This window comes from Gemmatimonadales bacterium, assembly GCA_036500345.1.
In the GTDB taxonomy this organism is placed as follows: Bacteria; Gemmatimonadota; Gemmatimonadetes; order Gemmatimonadales; family GWC2-71-9; genus Palsa-1233.
This window is the reverse complement of the sequence record DASYCE010000007.1, coordinates 211,010-226,391: the sequence shown is the minus strand read 5'-3', so window position 1 is coordinate 226,391 and position 15,382 is coordinate 211,010. Positions and strand designations below refer to the sequence as shown.

At 64.8% G+C, this 15,382-nt stretch carries 13 protein-coding genes and 4 tRNA genes; 16 read left to right on the top strand and 1 reads right to left on the bottom strand.

The annotated features are described in order from the left end of the window. Positions 1-10 precede the first annotated feature (10 nt). From VGM20_03675 to cysS, 4 genes are read left to right on the top strand one after another with little or no spacing between them, the layout of a single operon-like run. Positions 11-211 carry a hypothetical protein gene (locus tag VGM20_03675; protein ID HEY4099957.1) on the top strand — a complete coding sequence of 67 codons (201 nt, stop codon included), beginning with the start codon at positions 11-13 and terminating at the stop codon, positions 209-211. A 13-nt stretch (positions 212-224) separates the two neighbouring features. Then, a complete protein-coding gene (locus VGM20_03670) occupies positions 225-2,423 on the top strand; it encodes a hypothetical protein (protein ID HEY4099956.1) in 2,199 nt (732 codons plus the stop codon). A gap of 60 nt (positions 2,424-2,483) precedes the next feature. Then, complete coding sequence (locus tag VGM20_03665) at positions 2,484-3,488, top strand: mechanosensitive ion channel family protein (protein HEY4099955.1); 1,005 nt, start codon at positions 2,484-2,486, stop codon at positions 3,486-3,488. Further along, a complete protein-coding gene (gene cysS, locus VGM20_03660; protein HEY4099954.1) occupies positions 3,485-4,987 on the top strand; it encodes a cysteine--tRNA ligase in 1,503 nt (500 codons plus the stop codon). The genes VGM20_03665 and cysS overlap by 4 nt, the downstream gene beginning before the upstream one ends. Positions 4,988-5,013: 26 nt before the next feature. Here cysS and VGM20_03655 read toward each other — a convergent pair whose 3' ends face one another. After that, entirely contained in the window at positions 5,014-5,763 is a 750-nt protein-coding gene (locus VGM20_03655; GenBank protein HEY4099953.1) for a c-type cytochrome, read from the bottom strand. Between the two features lie 223 nt (positions 5,764-5,986). Between VGM20_03655 and VGM20_03650 the strand changes: the two genes are divergently transcribed. The 12 genes from VGM20_03650 (at position 5,987) to rpoB (ending at position 15,379) form a co-directional block, all read left to right on the top strand. Further along, positions 5,987-6,062 (top strand) — tRNA-Thr (locus VGM20_03650). Between the two features lie 37 nt (positions 6,063-6,099). Next, positions 6,100-6,183, top strand: a tRNA-Tyr gene (locus VGM20_03645). Between the two features lie 36 nt (positions 6,184-6,219). After that, positions 6,220-6,292 (top strand) — tRNA-Gly (locus VGM20_03640). A 70-nt stretch (positions 6,293-6,362) separates the two neighbouring features. Continuing rightward, positions 6,363-6,435, top strand: a tRNA-Thr gene (locus VGM20_03635). 121 nt (positions 6,436-6,556) lie between these two features. After that, entirely contained in the window at positions 6,557-7,759 is a 1,203-nt protein-coding gene (gene tuf, locus VGM20_03630; GenBank protein HEY4099952.1) for an elongation factor Tu, read from the top strand. A gap of 77 nt (positions 7,760-7,836) precedes the next feature. Continuing rightward, on the top strand, positions 7,837-8,025 hold the full coding sequence (gene secE, locus VGM20_03625; protein ID HEY4099951.1) for a preprotein translocase subunit SecE: 189 nt from the start codon (positions 7,837-7,839) through the stop codon (positions 8,023-8,025). Next, positions 8,022-8,579 (top strand): transcription termination/antitermination protein NusG, encoded by a 558-nt coding sequence (gene nusG / locus VGM20_03620; GenBank protein HEY4099950.1) that lies wholly within the window; start codon positions 8,022-8,024, stop codon positions 8,577-8,579. The genes secE and nusG overlap by 4 nt, the downstream gene beginning before the upstream one ends. 138 nt (positions 8,580-8,717) lie before the next feature. Next, positions 8,718-9,143, top strand: coding sequence for a 50S ribosomal protein L11 (rplK, locus tag VGM20_03615; GenBank protein ID HEY4099949.1), 426 nt, complete (start codon positions 8,718-8,720; stop codon positions 9,141-9,143). After that, a complete protein-coding gene (gene rplA, locus VGM20_03610) occupies positions 9,143-9,832 on the top strand; it encodes a 50S ribosomal protein L1 (protein HEY4099948.1) in 690 nt (229 codons plus the stop codon). Before rplK ends, rplA begins: the two co-directional genes overlap by 1 nt. After that, entirely contained in the window at positions 9,829-10,338 is a 510-nt protein-coding gene (gene rplJ, locus VGM20_03605; protein HEY4099947.1) for a 50S ribosomal protein L10, read from the top strand. Before rplA ends, rplJ begins: the two co-directional genes overlap by 4 nt. Positions 10,339-10,348: 10 nt before the next feature. Next, positions 10,349-10,720: a 50S ribosomal protein L7/L12 gene (rplL, locus tag VGM20_03600; protein ID HEY4099946.1), complete on the top strand. Its 372-nt coding sequence runs from the start codon at positions 10,349-10,351 to the stop codon at positions 10,718-10,720. Positions 10,721-10,909: 189 nt separating this feature from the next. Beyond that, entirely contained in the window at positions 10,910-15,379 is a 4,470-nt protein-coding gene (gene rpoB, locus VGM20_03595) for a DNA-directed RNA polymerase subunit beta (GenBank protein ID HEY4099945.1), read from the top strand. The last annotated feature ends 3 nt before the right edge of the window (positions 15,380-15,382 follow it).

Sequence of the window (15,382 nt, the reverse complement as noted above, 5' to 3'; positions counted from 1 at the left end):
ACTCTTCGGCATGCCTCGCCGACTCCTCCTCCTCGATCTCGATCCATTCGCGCCGGCGCCCGCGCCGCGGATCACGCCGCAGCTTCTCCTCCCCCTCCCCGACAGCCGGGTCGCCATTCCTCTCGGCGACGAGCCGGTCGAAGGGGTCCTCGCCTCGTTGCTCCTCGAAGGGATTCCGATTCGGTCATCACGATTGATCGAGGGAAACTGATGGCGGCAGAGCGATGTTGATCATCCTCCTCGCACTGCAGCAACTGCCGGCGCAGAATTTCCCGGCGATCCCGAAGCCGGGAATCATCGCCGACCTCGGCGCCCTTCTCGACCACGCCTGTCCCAGGTCTGGCGCCCAGAACCGCAACGCACTCCTCGACGCCGAGCGACGTGTGGCGCAGCCGGCAATCACCGGCAAGCCCTCGGCAGATCAATGGGTCGCGCTCGGTTGCGCCCGCGCGCGGCTCGATGCCGATGGCGCGCTGGCGCACGACGGGCCGCTCATGGTTGCGGGGAACTCGTGGAGTCAGGGGAGCCAACGCGCCATGATCGAAGCGCTGAAGGAGCGCCCCACTGACACCCGGGCCGCCGAGGTGCTGTCGATCGAAGCGCTGAACGGCGACGAGCCCGACAACATGCGCGACGCCCTCGCGGCAATTCTCTCAGTCACGCAGCACGGGACGCCGACGGCGCCGACACTTCGCGCCTGCGCCGAGTTGGCGCTGCGCGTCAACAACACCATGGCGGCGAAGAGCTGCGCGACGCGTGGGATCGCCACTGGAAGCGATTCCACCTGGCATCTGCTCCGGCTGGCACGCGTCTCGTTTCGTGCTGCCGACACGGTCAACGGAATGAAGGAGTTTCAGGCCGCTGCGAATGCCGCGCACGACTCGGCCGCGCGCCGCGAAGTTGACTGGCATCTGCAATGGTTTCTGACGCCGGACGAGCGGAAGGAATGGGATACGGTGTCCTCAGGCTCTTACGGGCCGTGGGTTCGCGATCGCCTCCTCTCTCGCGATGTGCGCGACGGCCAGCCGTTCGGGGCGCGGATCGCCGAACACTTCGCAAGGCTCGAGTTCGTGGAAGTGAACTTCCGGCTGCATGTCGCGAAGGTGATGCGGAATTCGCTCCGGACAACACCGGCGGTGCGGGAGGACGGAGGACCGCCCGGCGAAGGTACCGCCGACGACTTGAACAGCGCGCCCGATCCTGGAGCCCAACCTGCTGCGCTCTGGCGGGACTACATGCGGTGGCAGACGGACTACGATGATCGTGGCGTGATCTGGATGCGGTTTGGGCGGCCGGATCAACGCGTACCATGGTCCTGCCCAATCACTCCACCGCCGAAGCCCAAACTGCCACATGACACGGTCCCGGCGAAGGGAGGCGGAATCGGCTGCGGTACGAGTCATGTTGTTCGCGAGGTCTGGAAGTACACGATCGACGGTGAAACCATGCTCCTGAGTTTCGAGGGGGAAGGGTTCGACGGGTCCGTTCAGGCCACTCGCCTCGTGACGGGCGTGGTCGGCGACTATTTCTGCGATGTGGATCCGAAACGGTGTGGCATGACGGACTTGGCTAGAATGAAACTTCTCAAGCCCGAAGACGTGGAACACATCCGTGTTCAGGACCGGCAGGCTATCGCAACCGCCACCACCTTCGACGACAACTCTGTCCGCGCCGACAAGACGATCGACATGCGAGCGCGGCTCCATCGCCTTTGGGATCCAGGCAACGGCTCGTCGATCGCACTGGTGACCTACGCCCTCGACGCCAAGGATGTCGCCATCCAGCCCAACGCCCCGACGCCGACTGCGTCGGTCGAGATGGCGCTTCGAACCTGGAATCCGACTGTCGACAGCTGGACCGACACGGCGTTCACCCGTCGATGGAACGTCCCCGATTCCAACATCCACAATCCCGAACTCGACGGCTTTCTCGTCGTGCACTCGACCCCGGGAGTCACCTCCTGGAGCCTCGTCGCGGCACAGGGAACCAGCCGGCGCGGACGTGCGTGGGATGTGATGACGCCGGGCCTCGCGGCGGGGCCGCTCGCCATATCCGATCTGGTGATTGGCACCGGCGGCGAAACGATGACCTGGCAGCTGCGCGGCGAGCCGATCCCGCTTGCACCGGATGGTGCGGTCGATCGCAAGGTCCCGATGTCGCTCTACTTCCAGATCCGAAGCGATGCGCCGCGGCCCGACCTTCGAGCCACCGTGGCGCTCTATCGGGTCGGTGGGAGCAGCCGGGACACGCTGCCGGCGCTGCAGGTCGGGTTCGCGCAGCAACTCCGCGCCGGGATCGACGAGATCGCGCCGCAGATCGATCTGTCCCAACTCGACCGCGGCGATTATCGGATCGAAGTCCTCCTCGGCGATGCCGACGGACACACCCTCGTACGCCGGAGCGCCATCCTCCAGCTGCGCTGATTCGGCCTTGGCACCGTCCCCTCCGTTGACCGCCTGTCCCGCCCCCCGCAAGTTCCCGGGATGACGGCGCTGCTGCATTCCATCCTCCTCCAGCAGACCTCGCTGCTCGATCGCGTGCTCGCCATGTTCGACACCACGCCGGCGATCGCGCGCATCAAGCTGGTCAACGTCCTGACGATCTGGGTGCTCACCTGGATCGGCTGGCAAGTCGTCAAGCTCCTTGCCAAGCGGATCGTCGCCCTCGCGAGCCTCCACCCCGGCGATTCGCCGACACTGCACGAGAAGCGCGCCAAGACACTGGCACAGCTGCTTCGCAGCACCGGACGCGGCCTGCTCGGCATCCTCGCCGTCGTCCTGACGCTCACCCAGTTCATCAACATCGCGCCGGTCCTCGGCCTCGGAGCCGCCGGTGCGCTGGCCGTTTCGTTCGGCGCACAATCGCTGGTCAAGGACTACTTCGCCGGATTCTTCATTCTGCTCGAAAACCAGTTCGGTGTCGGTGATTCGATCGAAGCGGCGGGGAAGGCCGGGGTGGTCGAACGGTTGACCCTGCGCACCGTGACGCTGCGGGACGTCGAAGGAACGATCCACATCATCCCGAACGGGCAGATCACCACGCTCAGCAACAAGACGCGCGGCTGGTCGCGCGCGATCGTCGACGTCGGCATTTCGTACGACAACGACATCGACACCGTGATCAAGGTGCTCAAGGAAGAGGCCGCGTCGCTCGCCGCCGATCCGGACTGGTCGCCGCGATTCGAAGCGGCACCCCAGGTCCTCGGTGTCGAATCGTTCGGAGACAACGGCGTCAACATTCGCACCATGTTGCAGACCCTCCCCGGCGTGCAGGCCGAGGTCGCGCGCGAATTCCGCCGGCGGGTGATGATTCGTCTCGAGCGCGCGGGGATCAAGGGCGCGCGAGCACAGCAGACGATCAACATTCAGCAGGCGCCGAATTCGTCCGCCGGAACGCCGTCCGGTGAACCTGCCGGCGAGAAGGCATCGAGCAATCCGGCACCCAAGCCACCTGATCCGAACGCGTCGCCGATTCCGGGAATGTCATGACCTTGCGCCTCTACAACACGCTGACGCGAACTGTCGCCGAATTCGTCCCGCTCGATCCGGGACGGGTGTCGTTGTACACCTGCGGTCCCACGGTGTACAACTACGCCCACATCGGAAACTTCCGGACCTTCCTCTTCGAGGATGTCCTGCGCCGCTGGCTCGAGGCGAGCGGCTACGAAGTCTTCCACGTCATGAACCTCACCGACGTCGACGACAAGATGATCAAGGGCGCGCTGGCGAAGCACGAGTCGATCGACGACCTCGCCGAGCCATTCATTCGCGCCTTCTTCGAGGATCGTGACTACCTCCGGATCCTTCCGGCGGCGGTCTATCCGCGTGCCACGCAGTTCATCCCGCAGCAGATCGCGCTCGTGTCCGATCTCCTCGACCGCGGCGTTGCCTATCGCGGCGACGATGGCTCGACCTACTTCTCGATCGATCGGTTTCCCGCGTACGGCCGCCTCTCGCAGCTCGATCGGCGTGAACTGCGGGAAGGCGCCAGCGGCCGCGTGCAGAGCGACGAATACGCCAAGGAGGATGCCCGCGATTTCGTTCTCTGGAAGGCGGTGCGCGACGACGATGAGAAGGTCGGTGCCGCGTGGGATGCGCCGTTCGGCCGCGGCCGCCCCGGATGGCACCTCGAGTGCTCGGCGATGGCGCTGTCGCTGGTGAAGGAGAAGTTCGGCCGCGACGTGCTCGACATTCATGCCGGTGCCGTCGACCTGATCTTTCCGCACCACGAAGACGAGATCGCCCAGAGCTGCGCGCATACCGGCGAGGCCGACTTCGCACGGGTCTGGATGCACGGTGAGTTCCTCACCATGGCCGGCACCAAGATGTCGAAGCGGTTCGGCAACATCCTGACGGCGCGCGATCTCCGCATCGACGGCGTCGATGCCGGGGCGTTGCGGCTCCTCTTTGCCACGACGCACTACCGTCAGAAGCTCGACTTCACCGACGACGCGCTCGATGCCGCGCGCGAAGGATCTCGCCGGTTGAGTGAATTCGACTCGCGATTGCGCCAGCGACCCGCCGCGGACTTGGGCAGCTTCGATCGCATCGCCGTGGTGCTCGACGACGAGTTCACGGCGGCAATGGACGATGATCTCAATACGCCACGCGCGCTGGCGGCGCTGTTCGAGGCGGTGCGCGCCGGAAACCGCGCGCTCGACGGCGACGAGGACGTCACGCGCGCGTTCATCGATGTGTGGAGCAAGATGACCGCGGTGTTGCAGGTGGTCGGATCTTCACCAGCCGCGCTCTCGGGTGTGGTGCAGGACGGGTCTGGCGCCGGCAGTGCCGTCGCACAAGGCGATACTCCGCCCGACGACGCCCGGAGCCAGCAGGACTGGGCGGAATACTGGGCGGGGCAAAGGGTTCAGGCGAAAGGTGCGGCTGACTACCCCGAAGCCGACCGGATCCGCGCGCTCCTCGCCGAGCACGGCTGGGAAGTGCGCGACGCGCGTGACGGGACCGCCACCGTCAGGCGCCGGAGTTAGCGCGCTTCAGTCACGCCGTTGGCGCATCACTTCCGCGTCGGCGGCTGCTTCGTCAACATTTCCGTCATCTGCCTCGCTTCCGGATTCGTCGGCTGCAGCTGCAGCCGCTTCTGGAACGCCGCGACTGCCGACGCCGTGTCATGCTCCGCGAGATAGGCCAGGCCAAGCTGTCGATAGCCGAATCCCGACGTCGGCAGCAACTCGACGTTCAGTTTGTAGAACCGGATCGCATCGGCTCCCTTGCGCTCCGATTGCATCGCTGCAGCGACATCGGTCAGCGGGACCTCCCCGAAATCGTACGCGGCGCTACCGTAGTATCTTGCCCGCAACGTGCGATAGGCCGCCTCTGCACTGTCCGCGCCGCCGCGGTGGTAGCTGTCGAGGACGATCTGCTGGATCGTCCTTGGCTGCGCCACTCCGTGATGGCAGGTGGCGCAGCTCACCGTAATCGGCGGATCCCTCCGGGACGGCAGCGCCGCCAGATACTGCGCGTTGATCGCGGCCACCATCCGGATCATCGTCCGCGCCTTTTCCTTCGAGACCTTCTCGTCGGAGGGAAAGTCGTATTGGTCGAGCGACTGATCTTCGCGGCCGACATGGCAATAGGTGCAACGAACGCCGAGGGCGCGGGTAAACCCCTTCATGGAGTCGATCAACGCCGGGATCGCGATGGTGGACGGGAACGCCTTGATGTTGGTCAGCCGTTCGGGCGGGAACTGGGCCGACGCCGGCGAGGCCAGGGCGAACAGGATCAGGGCAGGACAGGCGCTCTTCATCATTTGCTCCAGGATCCCTAATGATCGGGGGCGGTCGGCAGCCGGGGCCAGTACCCGGAGCGGGGAAAGTGGTCAGGGACCGGCAAGGAAAAGGGCGGAAGGAACGGATTTTCTGGCTGGTTGCAAAACGAAACAGATAGACCTACTGAGGGCCGTATCTCTCGGGTTGACCGACGCTTGCGCCACTCTTATCCTTGGTGTCTGTGCGCGGAACGGGCGTTTTGCTGACGTAGCTCAATTGGTAGAGCACCCGATTTGTAATCGGGCGGTTGCGGGTTCAAGTCCCACCGTCAGCTCCAGTGGAAGCGCAGTGGGGTTCGGTTCGGGCAGCGGTTCGGTGGGGTGGCCGAGTGGCTAATGGCAGCAGACTGTAAATCTGCCGGGCTCTGCCCTACGTAGGTTCGAATCCTACCCCCACCATGTAGCAGCGGTCTGCTGGATGCGGCGAAGAACAACGCGGGTGTAGCTCAGTTGGTAGAGCATCAGCCTTCCAAGCTGAGGGTCGCGGGTTCGAGTCCCGTCGCCCGCTTGTGGTCCCGCGAAGCGGGATCATCCCGAGGGAGCGACGCGACCAAGGGATCGCTTGCCGGACGAGGTTCGCTCGCGTAGCTCAGTCGGTAGAGCGCATCCTTGGTAAGGATGAGGTCAGCGGTTCAATCCCGCTCGCGAGCTCTGGAGTGACGGGAACATTCGCCGGGTTACGGGGGAACCGCTCCGAGCCCGGCGCGTTTGTCGAAGGAATCGGGCAGCTATGTACCACGCGCTCTGGCGCGGTGACTGAAGAGGATCGGACATGTCAAAGGCGAAATTCGAGCGGAACAAGCCGCACGTGAACGTCGGCACGATCGGACACGTCGACCATGGCAAGACGACGTTGACGGCGGCCTTGACCAAAGTATCGGCCGACAAGGGCTATGGCACGAAGTACATCTCGTACGATGAGGTGGCAAAGGCGTCGGCAAGCCAGGGACGTCGCGATGCGACGAAGATCCTGACGATCGCGACCAGCCACGTCGAGTACGAGACGCCGAATCGCCATTACGCACACGTCGACTGCCCGGGGCACGCCGACTACGTCAAGAACATGATCACCGGTGCGGCCCAGATGGATGGCGCGATCCTGGTGGTCAGCGCGGTTGACGGCCCGATGCCGCAGACCCGCGAGCACATCCTGCTGGCGCGTCAGGTGAACGTGCCGTCGATCGTGGTGTTCCTCAACAAGTGCGACCTCGTCGATGACGCCGAGCTGCTCGACCTCGTGGAGCTCGAGGTCCGCGAACTGCTGACGCAGTACAAGTTCCCGGGCGACGACACGCCGGTGATCCGCGGCAGCGCGATCAAGGCGATCGAGGGCGACGCGGGATACATCGCGAAGATCGAGGAGCTGTACAGCACCCTCGACAGCTACATCCCGGAGCCGGTACGCGAGACGGAGAAGCCGTTCCTGATGCCGGTCGAAGATGTCTTCAGCATCACCGGGCGCGGCACGGTCGCGACCGGGCGTATCGAGCGCGGCAGGATCAAGGTGGGCGAAGAGGTGCAGCTGGTCGGCTTCGGCGCCGAGAAGAAGACCACGGTGACCGGCGTCGAGATGTTCCGCAAGCTGCTGGACGAAGGGCACGCCGGCGATAACGTCGGGCTCCTCCTCCGCGGCATTGAAAAGACTGACATCGAGCGGGGAATGGTGCTGGCGAAGCCGGGGAGCATCCCGCCGCACACCACTTTCGAGGCCGAAGTCTACGTCCTGGGCAAGGACGAAGGCGGCCGTCACACGCCGTTCTTCAAGGGCTACCGCCCGCAGTTCTACTTCCGTACCACCGACGTGACCGGCAACGTGGAACTGCCGGCCGGGGTGGAGATGGTCATGCCGGGCGACAACATCGGGATGGTGATCGAGCTGATCACGCCGGTGGCGATGGATCAGGGGCTGCGCTTCGCGATCCGCGAAGGGGGCCGGACCGTCGGCGCCGGTGTTGTCACGAAGATCTTGAAGTAAGAGAGAGACAAGAGACGGTGAAGACCATGGCAGAAGTGGAACCGCAACCAGTCGCGGCGAGCCCGAACAGGCTCGTCATGGCACGTGACTTCCTGGTCGACACTCGCGCCGAGATGGACAAGGTGAGCTGGCCGCCGAAGGACGAGCTGATGCAGGCCACGAAGTTGGTCGTCCTGGCGTCACTCGCCCTCGGGGTCGTGATCGGCGTCGCCGACTGGATCCTGCAGCAAGTCCTCATCGGCGGCGTCGCCATGTTGACGCGGTGACGGGAGTCGCAGTGGAGTATCGATGGTACGCGATCCAGACCACGGCGGGGCATGAGAACAAGGTGCGTTCTCTCCTCGGCCAGCGGATCAAGGACGACCCGCGCCCCGAAGGGCAGAAGCTCGTTGCCCAGGCGCTGGTCCCGACGCAGGAAGTGGTCGAGATCAAGAACGGCAAGAAGGTCACGGTCGAGCGGAAGCTCTATCCGGGCTACGTGATCGTACAGATGGGGATGAGCCAGGAAGCACAGCACCTGGTCAACTCCATCCAGGGCGTCATCAAGTTCGTGGGAACCGGCAAGGCGCCGCTGCCGTTGCGTGACGATGAGGTGAATCGCCTCCTCGGCATCGCTGAGCCGGAAGAAGCCGCCATCGCCAAGGAAGAGATTCCGTTCCTTCCCGGGCAGGCCGTCGAGATCACCGAGGGTCCCTTCTCGGACTTCAACGGGATCGTCGAGGAAGTGCTGGCCGACAAGGGGAAGGTCAAGGTCTCGGTCTCGCTCTTCGGCCGGCCGACCACTGTTGAATTGGATTACCTGCAGCTGCGCGGGCACTAGACCGCGCCGTTGAAGGTGTGCGATATGAGGGTGCAGTTCCCGCGACCGCCCGGGTTCACCGGCGGCAGGCACCGCGCGTGACGCGGTTCCGTTACCCCGGCGCCCCGCCTTGCCAGCTGGCGTCGTGAAAGGAGCGACATGGCGAAGAAGATCGCGGCCATGGTGAAGCTGCAGTGCCCCGCCGGAGCGGCCAACCCCGCCCCGCCGGTCGGTACTGCCCTCGGCCCTCACGGGGTCAACATCATGGAGTTCTGCAAGCAGTTCAACGCACGGACCCAGAGCCAGTCGGGGATGGTGATTCCGGTGGTCGTCACGATCTTCAGCGATCGGACGTTCACCTTCATCACCAAGACGCCGCCGGCGCCGAACCTCCTCCTCAAGGAGGCAGGGATCGAAAAGGGGAGCGCGTCCCCCAACCGGACCAAGGTTGGCAAGGTCTCGCGCGCGTCGTTGAAGAAGATTGCCGAAATCAAGATGGCCGACCTCAACGCCTCCGACCTCGAATCGGCGATGAAGATGATCGCCGGTACCGCACGGTCGATGGGGCTGGAGGTCATTGACTGATGCCACTCGCAGGCAAGAAGTACCGCGCCGCGCTGGAGAAGGTCACCGTCGGCCAGCTGTATTCGATCGAGCAGGCGGTCACGCTGGTCAAGCAGACCAGCTACACCAAGTTCGACGCCACGGTGGACGTCGCCGTTCGTCTCGGCGTCGACCCGCGTCACGCCGATCAGGTTGTCCGCGGGACGGTCGTCCTGCCGCACGGCACCGGCAAGAGCGTCAAGGTGCTGGTGATCGCGCAGGGTGATCGCGCCAAGGAAGCGGAAGCAGCCGGCGCCGATTTTGTCGGTGTCGAGTACCTGCAGAAGCTGAAGGATGGATGGCTCGAGTGTGACGTGATCGTCGCGACGCCCGATGTGATGGGGCAACTCGGCGCCCTCGGCCGCATCCTCGGTCCGCGCGGCCTGATGCCGAACCCGAAGGCGGGTACGGTGACGATGAACGTCACGCAGGCTGTCAAGGAGATCAAGGCGGGCAAGATCGAGTTCCGCGTCGACAAGACCGGAAACCTCCACGCACCGATCGGAAAGGTGTCGTTCTCCGAATCGCAGCTGGCGGGAAATCTTCACGCCTTCATGGACACGATCCTCAAGGCCAAGCCTTCGGCGGCCAAGGGGACCTATATCCGCTCGGCCACCGTGTCCGGCACGATGGGACCCGGGATCAAGCTCGACACGGCGGGGTACCGATGAGCAAGACTGCGCGGCAGGACACAGTGGAAGAGCTGACGGCGCAGATCAAGGCGTCGCCCACACTTTTCGTGACCGATTTCAGCGGCCTCAACGTGCTCAAGATGACGGAGTTCCGCCGTCGTCTCCGCGCGACCGGGGCCCAGTACATCGTCGTCAAGAACACCCTGGCGCAGCGCGCGCTGGCGGCCAACCAGATCGCCGCACTCGACGATCACCTGGCCGGGAACACCGGCATCGTCTTCGCGGGCGCCGATCCCATGGCGGCGGCGAAGGTGATCGGCGAATTCGCCAAGGAACACGAACGCCCCACCGTGCGCGCGGGGTGGGTCGATGGCAAGGCCGTCGCACCGGCATACGTCAAGCGGCTGGGCGAGATCCCGTCGCGCGATGTGCTGCTCTCACAGCTCCTCGGGAGCTTCAACGGAGTTCTCTACCAGCTGGTCGGGGTGCTCGATGCACTTCGCGAACAGCGTCAGCAGGCCGGTCAGGCCGAAGGGCAGGCATAACATGGCAACGATGACGAACGAAGAGATCCTCGACGCGATCGGACAGAAGACCGTGCTGGAACTGGCCGACCTCATCGACTCGTTCAAGACGAAGTTCAATGTGACCGTGGCCGCCGTCGCGGCACCGGCCGGTGGCGGCGCGGCTGGTGGTGCGGCCGCCGTCGAGGAACAATCGGAGTTCACCGTGATCCTCAAGGCCGCCGGTGACAAGAAGATCAATGTCATCAAGGTGATCCGCGAGATCACTTCGCTCGGACTCAAGGAGGCCAAGGACCTGGTCGACGGAGCCCCGAGCACCGTGAAGGAAGGCGTGTCCAAGGGAGACGCCGCGGAAATGAAGAAGAAGCTCGAGGACCAGGGAGCGACCGTCGAGTTGAAGTGACCCGCGCTTCGCGGGTCGTCCCCAGCCGCCGCAGGCGGCGAGGGGCCGGCCCGTCAGGCGTTACACGGTCACTTACAACGAGACGGCAATTGACTCGACGCGACCTCGAAATCCGGATGACGACGGTGCCGTCCCCCGCCATGAGCGGGGGGCGCGGCACTGCCGTCCCCTTTTGCCAGGGATGGGCGCATGCCTGAAGTACTGCCAGTAATCTCGTTTTCGTCGATGCAGGGGGGGATGGATATGCCCCACCTGCTGGATATTCAGACCAAGGCGTTCGAGTCGCTGCTCGTCCCCGATGACGTCGGTGGCGACCGCCAGGACGTCTCGCTGGAGCGCGTCTTCCGCGACCTCTTCCCGATCGGTGACGTCAACGGGAAGTATTCCCTCGAGTTCGTCGGCTACTCGCTCGGCGAACCGAAGTACACCGTCGAGGAGTGCATCGAGCGCGACATGACGTACGCCGCGCCGCTCCGCACCAAGCTGCGGCTCGACGTCTTCGAGGAAGTCGACGGCCAGCGCCGCCTCAACAACGCGATCGAGAAGGAAGTCTATCTCGGCGAACTGCCGATCATGACGCCCCTCGGCACCTTCGTCATCAACGGCGCCGAACGCGTCGTGGTGTCGCAGCTGCACCGCTCGCCGGGCGTGGTGTTCGAAGAGGACACCCACCCCAACGGCCAGCGGCTCTTCAGCGCGCGGATCATCCCGTTCCGTGGATCGTGGGTGGAGTTCACCATCGACATCCACGATGTGATCTACGTGCACATCGACAAGAAGAAGAAGTTCCCGGCGACGGCGCTGCTCCGTGCCTTCGGCTACGGCCATAATGCCGAGATCCTGCGGCTCTTCTTTGCCGAGAAGGACCTCGACATCACCGGCCGCGCCGATTCGCGCCAGGAACGCCGCGAGATCGTCGGCGCGATGCTCGCCGCCGATGTTCCCGATCCCGAGCATCCGAAGGGCGAGCCCCTCGGCCACCTGGGCGAGGAACTCACGCCGGAACGCCTCCAGGCGATGCGGCACGTGGGCGTCAAGCAGGTGCGTGTCTTTGCCGGATACACGGTACTCGACCTGCGCGAGGACGAGGCGCCGATCGCCAATCGCGAACGGGCCAATCACGTCCTCGCCTTCTCGGTGGCCGAGCCGGAGACCGGCGAAGTCCTCGCCGAGGCGGGGAAGGAACTCACCGACAAGCTGCGAGAGAAGCTGGAGAAGGCCGGCGTCCACAAGGTCGAGGTCCTCATCCCGGCAGCACGTGGCGAGTCTCCGCTGATTCGCAACACGCTGGCAAAGGATCCGACGCATTCCGAACAGGAAGCGCTGGAGCAGATCTACGCGCTCCTGCGTCCCGGCGATGCGCCGAACCTCGAAACCGCACGCCAGCAGATCCAGAAGCTCTTCTTCAACCCCAAGCGCTACGATCTCGGGCGGGTGGGGCGGTACAAGATCAACCAGCGGTTGCGCCTCAAGGTCGACCCGAATCACACGGTCCTGACCGAAGAGGATTTCATCGCGATCGTGAAGTACCTGATCGACCTGCACGATGGCCGCGGCAACACCGACGACATCGACCATCTCGGCAACCGCCGGATCCGGTCGGTCGGCGAGCTGATCGCCAACCAGTTCTCGGTCGGCCTGTCGCGGATGGCGCGCCTCGTCAAGGAGCGGATGAGCATCAACTCCGACCCGGAGAAGATCTCGCTCGACGACCTCGTCAATGCGCGCACCGTGTCGGCGGTGATCCAGGCATTCTTCGGATCGTCGCAGCTGTCCCAGTTCATGGACCAGACCAACCCGCTTGCCGAGCTGACCAACAAGCGGCGTCTGTCGGCCCTCGGTCCAGGTGGCCTGACCCGTGAGCGCGCCGGCTTCGAAGTCCGCGACGTGCACTACTCGCAGTACGGTCGGATGTGCCCGATCGAGACGCCGGAAGGGCCGAACATCGGCCTGATCACGTCGCTTTCGACCTACGCGCGCATCAACGAACTCGGCTTCATCGAGACACCGTACCGCGTCGTCAAGAACGGCAAGGTGACCGGTGAGCTGCACTGGCTCTCGGCCAGCGAGGAAGAAGACTTCTCGGTGGCACAGGCCAACGCGCCTCTCAAGGAGGACGGCCACTTCGTCGATACACTGGTGCTCTGCCGCCGGGGTGACGATTACCCGTTGCTGGCGCCAAACCGGATCGACTACATGGACGTGGCGCCGGAACAGCTGGTGTCGATCGCCGCGGCGTTGATTCCGTTCCTCGAGCACGACGACGCCAACCGCGCGTTGATGGGCTCGAACATGCAGCGTCAGTCGGTCCCGCTCCTCTTCCCGCAGGCGCCGCTCGTCGGCACCGGGCTCGAGTCGAAGGTGGCGGTCGACTCCGGTGCGGTGATCATCGCCAAGCGCGCCGGGACGATCACTCGCGTGACCGCCGATGAGATCATCATCGACGCCGGCACCGCCGGGCACAACAAGTCGATGCCGCTCGGCCGCCTCGCGCGGATCGACCGGTATCGGGTCAAGAAGTTCTGGCGCACGAACCAGGACACCGCGATCAATCAGCGGCCGCTGGTGGCGCAGGGGCAGAAGGTCGCCGCTGGCCAGATCGTCGCCGACGGTGCCGCCACCGAAGCGGGCGAACTCGCCCTCGGCTCCAACGTCCTCGTGGCGTTCATGCCGTGGTACGGGCACAACTTCGAGGACGCCATCGTCCTCTCCGAGCGCCTGGTCAAGGACGACGTCTACTCGTCGATCCATATCCAGGAGCTCGAACTGCACGTGCGCGACACCAAGCGCGGGCAGGAAGAGATCACCCGGGAAATTCCGAACGTCTCCGATGAATCGCTCGTCGATCTCGACGAGCGCGGCATCATCCGCATCGGCGCGCACGTCAAGCCGGGCGACATCCTCGTCGGCAAGATCACGCCGAAGGGCGAAACGGAACTCTCGCCCGAAGAGAAGCTCCTCACCGCGATCTTCGGTGAGAAGGCGAAGGACGTGAAGGATTCGTCGCTCAAGGTCTCGCCGGGGATGAAGGGGACCGTGATCGACGTGAAGATCTTCTCGCGCGTCGAAGGTCCGGTGGTCGACAAGGACCGCGGCGAGCGGATCGGTGAAGTGCGCCGTCACGAAAGCGAAGAGAAGGCGCGCATCACCCAGGCGATGATCGAGGAAGTGAGCGAACTGCTCGAAGGACAGGACGTCGGCCTGATGCTGCAGGCCGGCACCGTCGAGGAGCTGCGCCCGCAGGGATTCAAGCTCACCAAGGCGACGCTCAAGGAGATCGATCTCGGTGAGGTCGACCTCAAGACGCTGCGCGTGGCCGACAAGGGCGCCAACGAGCGGATCCGGACGACCCTCGATTCGGCCGCCAGCGAGCGCGCCAAGGTCGAGGAGAAGGCCGAAGACCAGATCGACAAGATTCTCCAGCCCGATGAACTCCCGCCCGGAGTGATTCAGCTGGTCAAGGTGTACATCGCCGAGAAGCGGAAGATCTCGGTGGGCGACAAGATGGCCGGCCGCCACGGCAACAAGGGTATCGTGGCACGCATCGTCCCCGAGGAGGATATGCCGTTCCTTCCCGATGGGTCCCCGGTCGACATCGTCCTCAATCCGCTCGGCGTGCCGAGCCGCATGAACGTCGGCCAGATTCTCGAGACGCACCTCGGCTGGTGCGGCCGGATCCTCGGCTTCAAGGCGAAGACGCCGGTCTTCCGTGGAGCGGAAGAGAGTGAAATCGGCGTGCTGCTCCGCCTCGCCGGTCTCGGCTGGGCGTCACAGTCGATGCGCCTGACGCACCAGGCGCCGGAGCCCGATGCCGCTGGCGTCGAAGCGCTGGTCCAGGACCTCAAGGGCGCCAAGTTCGAGGGGGCGACCCTCGACGGTACCGGCGTCGAGGCGCTGTGGGTGAAGGGCGCGTCGAAGACGACCGTCGCTCTTGCCAAGGGCGTCGAAGCGTTTCTTGCGGCGTCGGCCACCGAGCTCGCCGCTCGCGAGCGGGCGCAGCGTGAGACCGAACTGTCGGTGCAGGACACCTTGCTGGAGAAGGCGACCGGCAAGGCGAAGACCGAGTTGCAGACGGCGCGCAAGGCGCTCGCCGAGCGTGCCAAGGGGAGCGACGCCGAACTGCTCGCCGACGTGGGGCTCGATGCCCTCGCCAAGGTGAACGCCGGCAAGAGCGACCCTGCCGAACTCGGCCGCGCCGCCGATCAGCTGATTCGTCACGCCGGGCTGACGCCGGCTGGCAAGGCGCGGCTGCGCGACGGTCGCACCGGCCAGGAGTTCAAGGGCGACGTCACCGTCGGCACGATCTACATGCTCAAGCTGAGCCACCTGGTCGACGACAAGATCCACGCCCGTTCGATCGGGCCGTACTCGCTGGTCACGCAGCAGCCACTCGCCGGCAAGGCGCAGTTCGGCGGACAGCGGTTCGGCGAAATGGAAGTGTGGGCGCTCGAGGCCTACGGCGCTGCACACGTCCTGCAGGAGATGCTCACGGTCAAGTCCGACGACGTCAACGGACGCAGCCGTGTGTACGAAGCGATTGTGAAGGGGCAGAACTTGCCGGAACCCGGAATTCCCGAGTCGTTCAACGTGCTCGTCAAGGAACTCCAGGCACTGGGATTGAAGGTCAATCTCGGCACCACGGCGGAAGGGGAGGAATAAGCC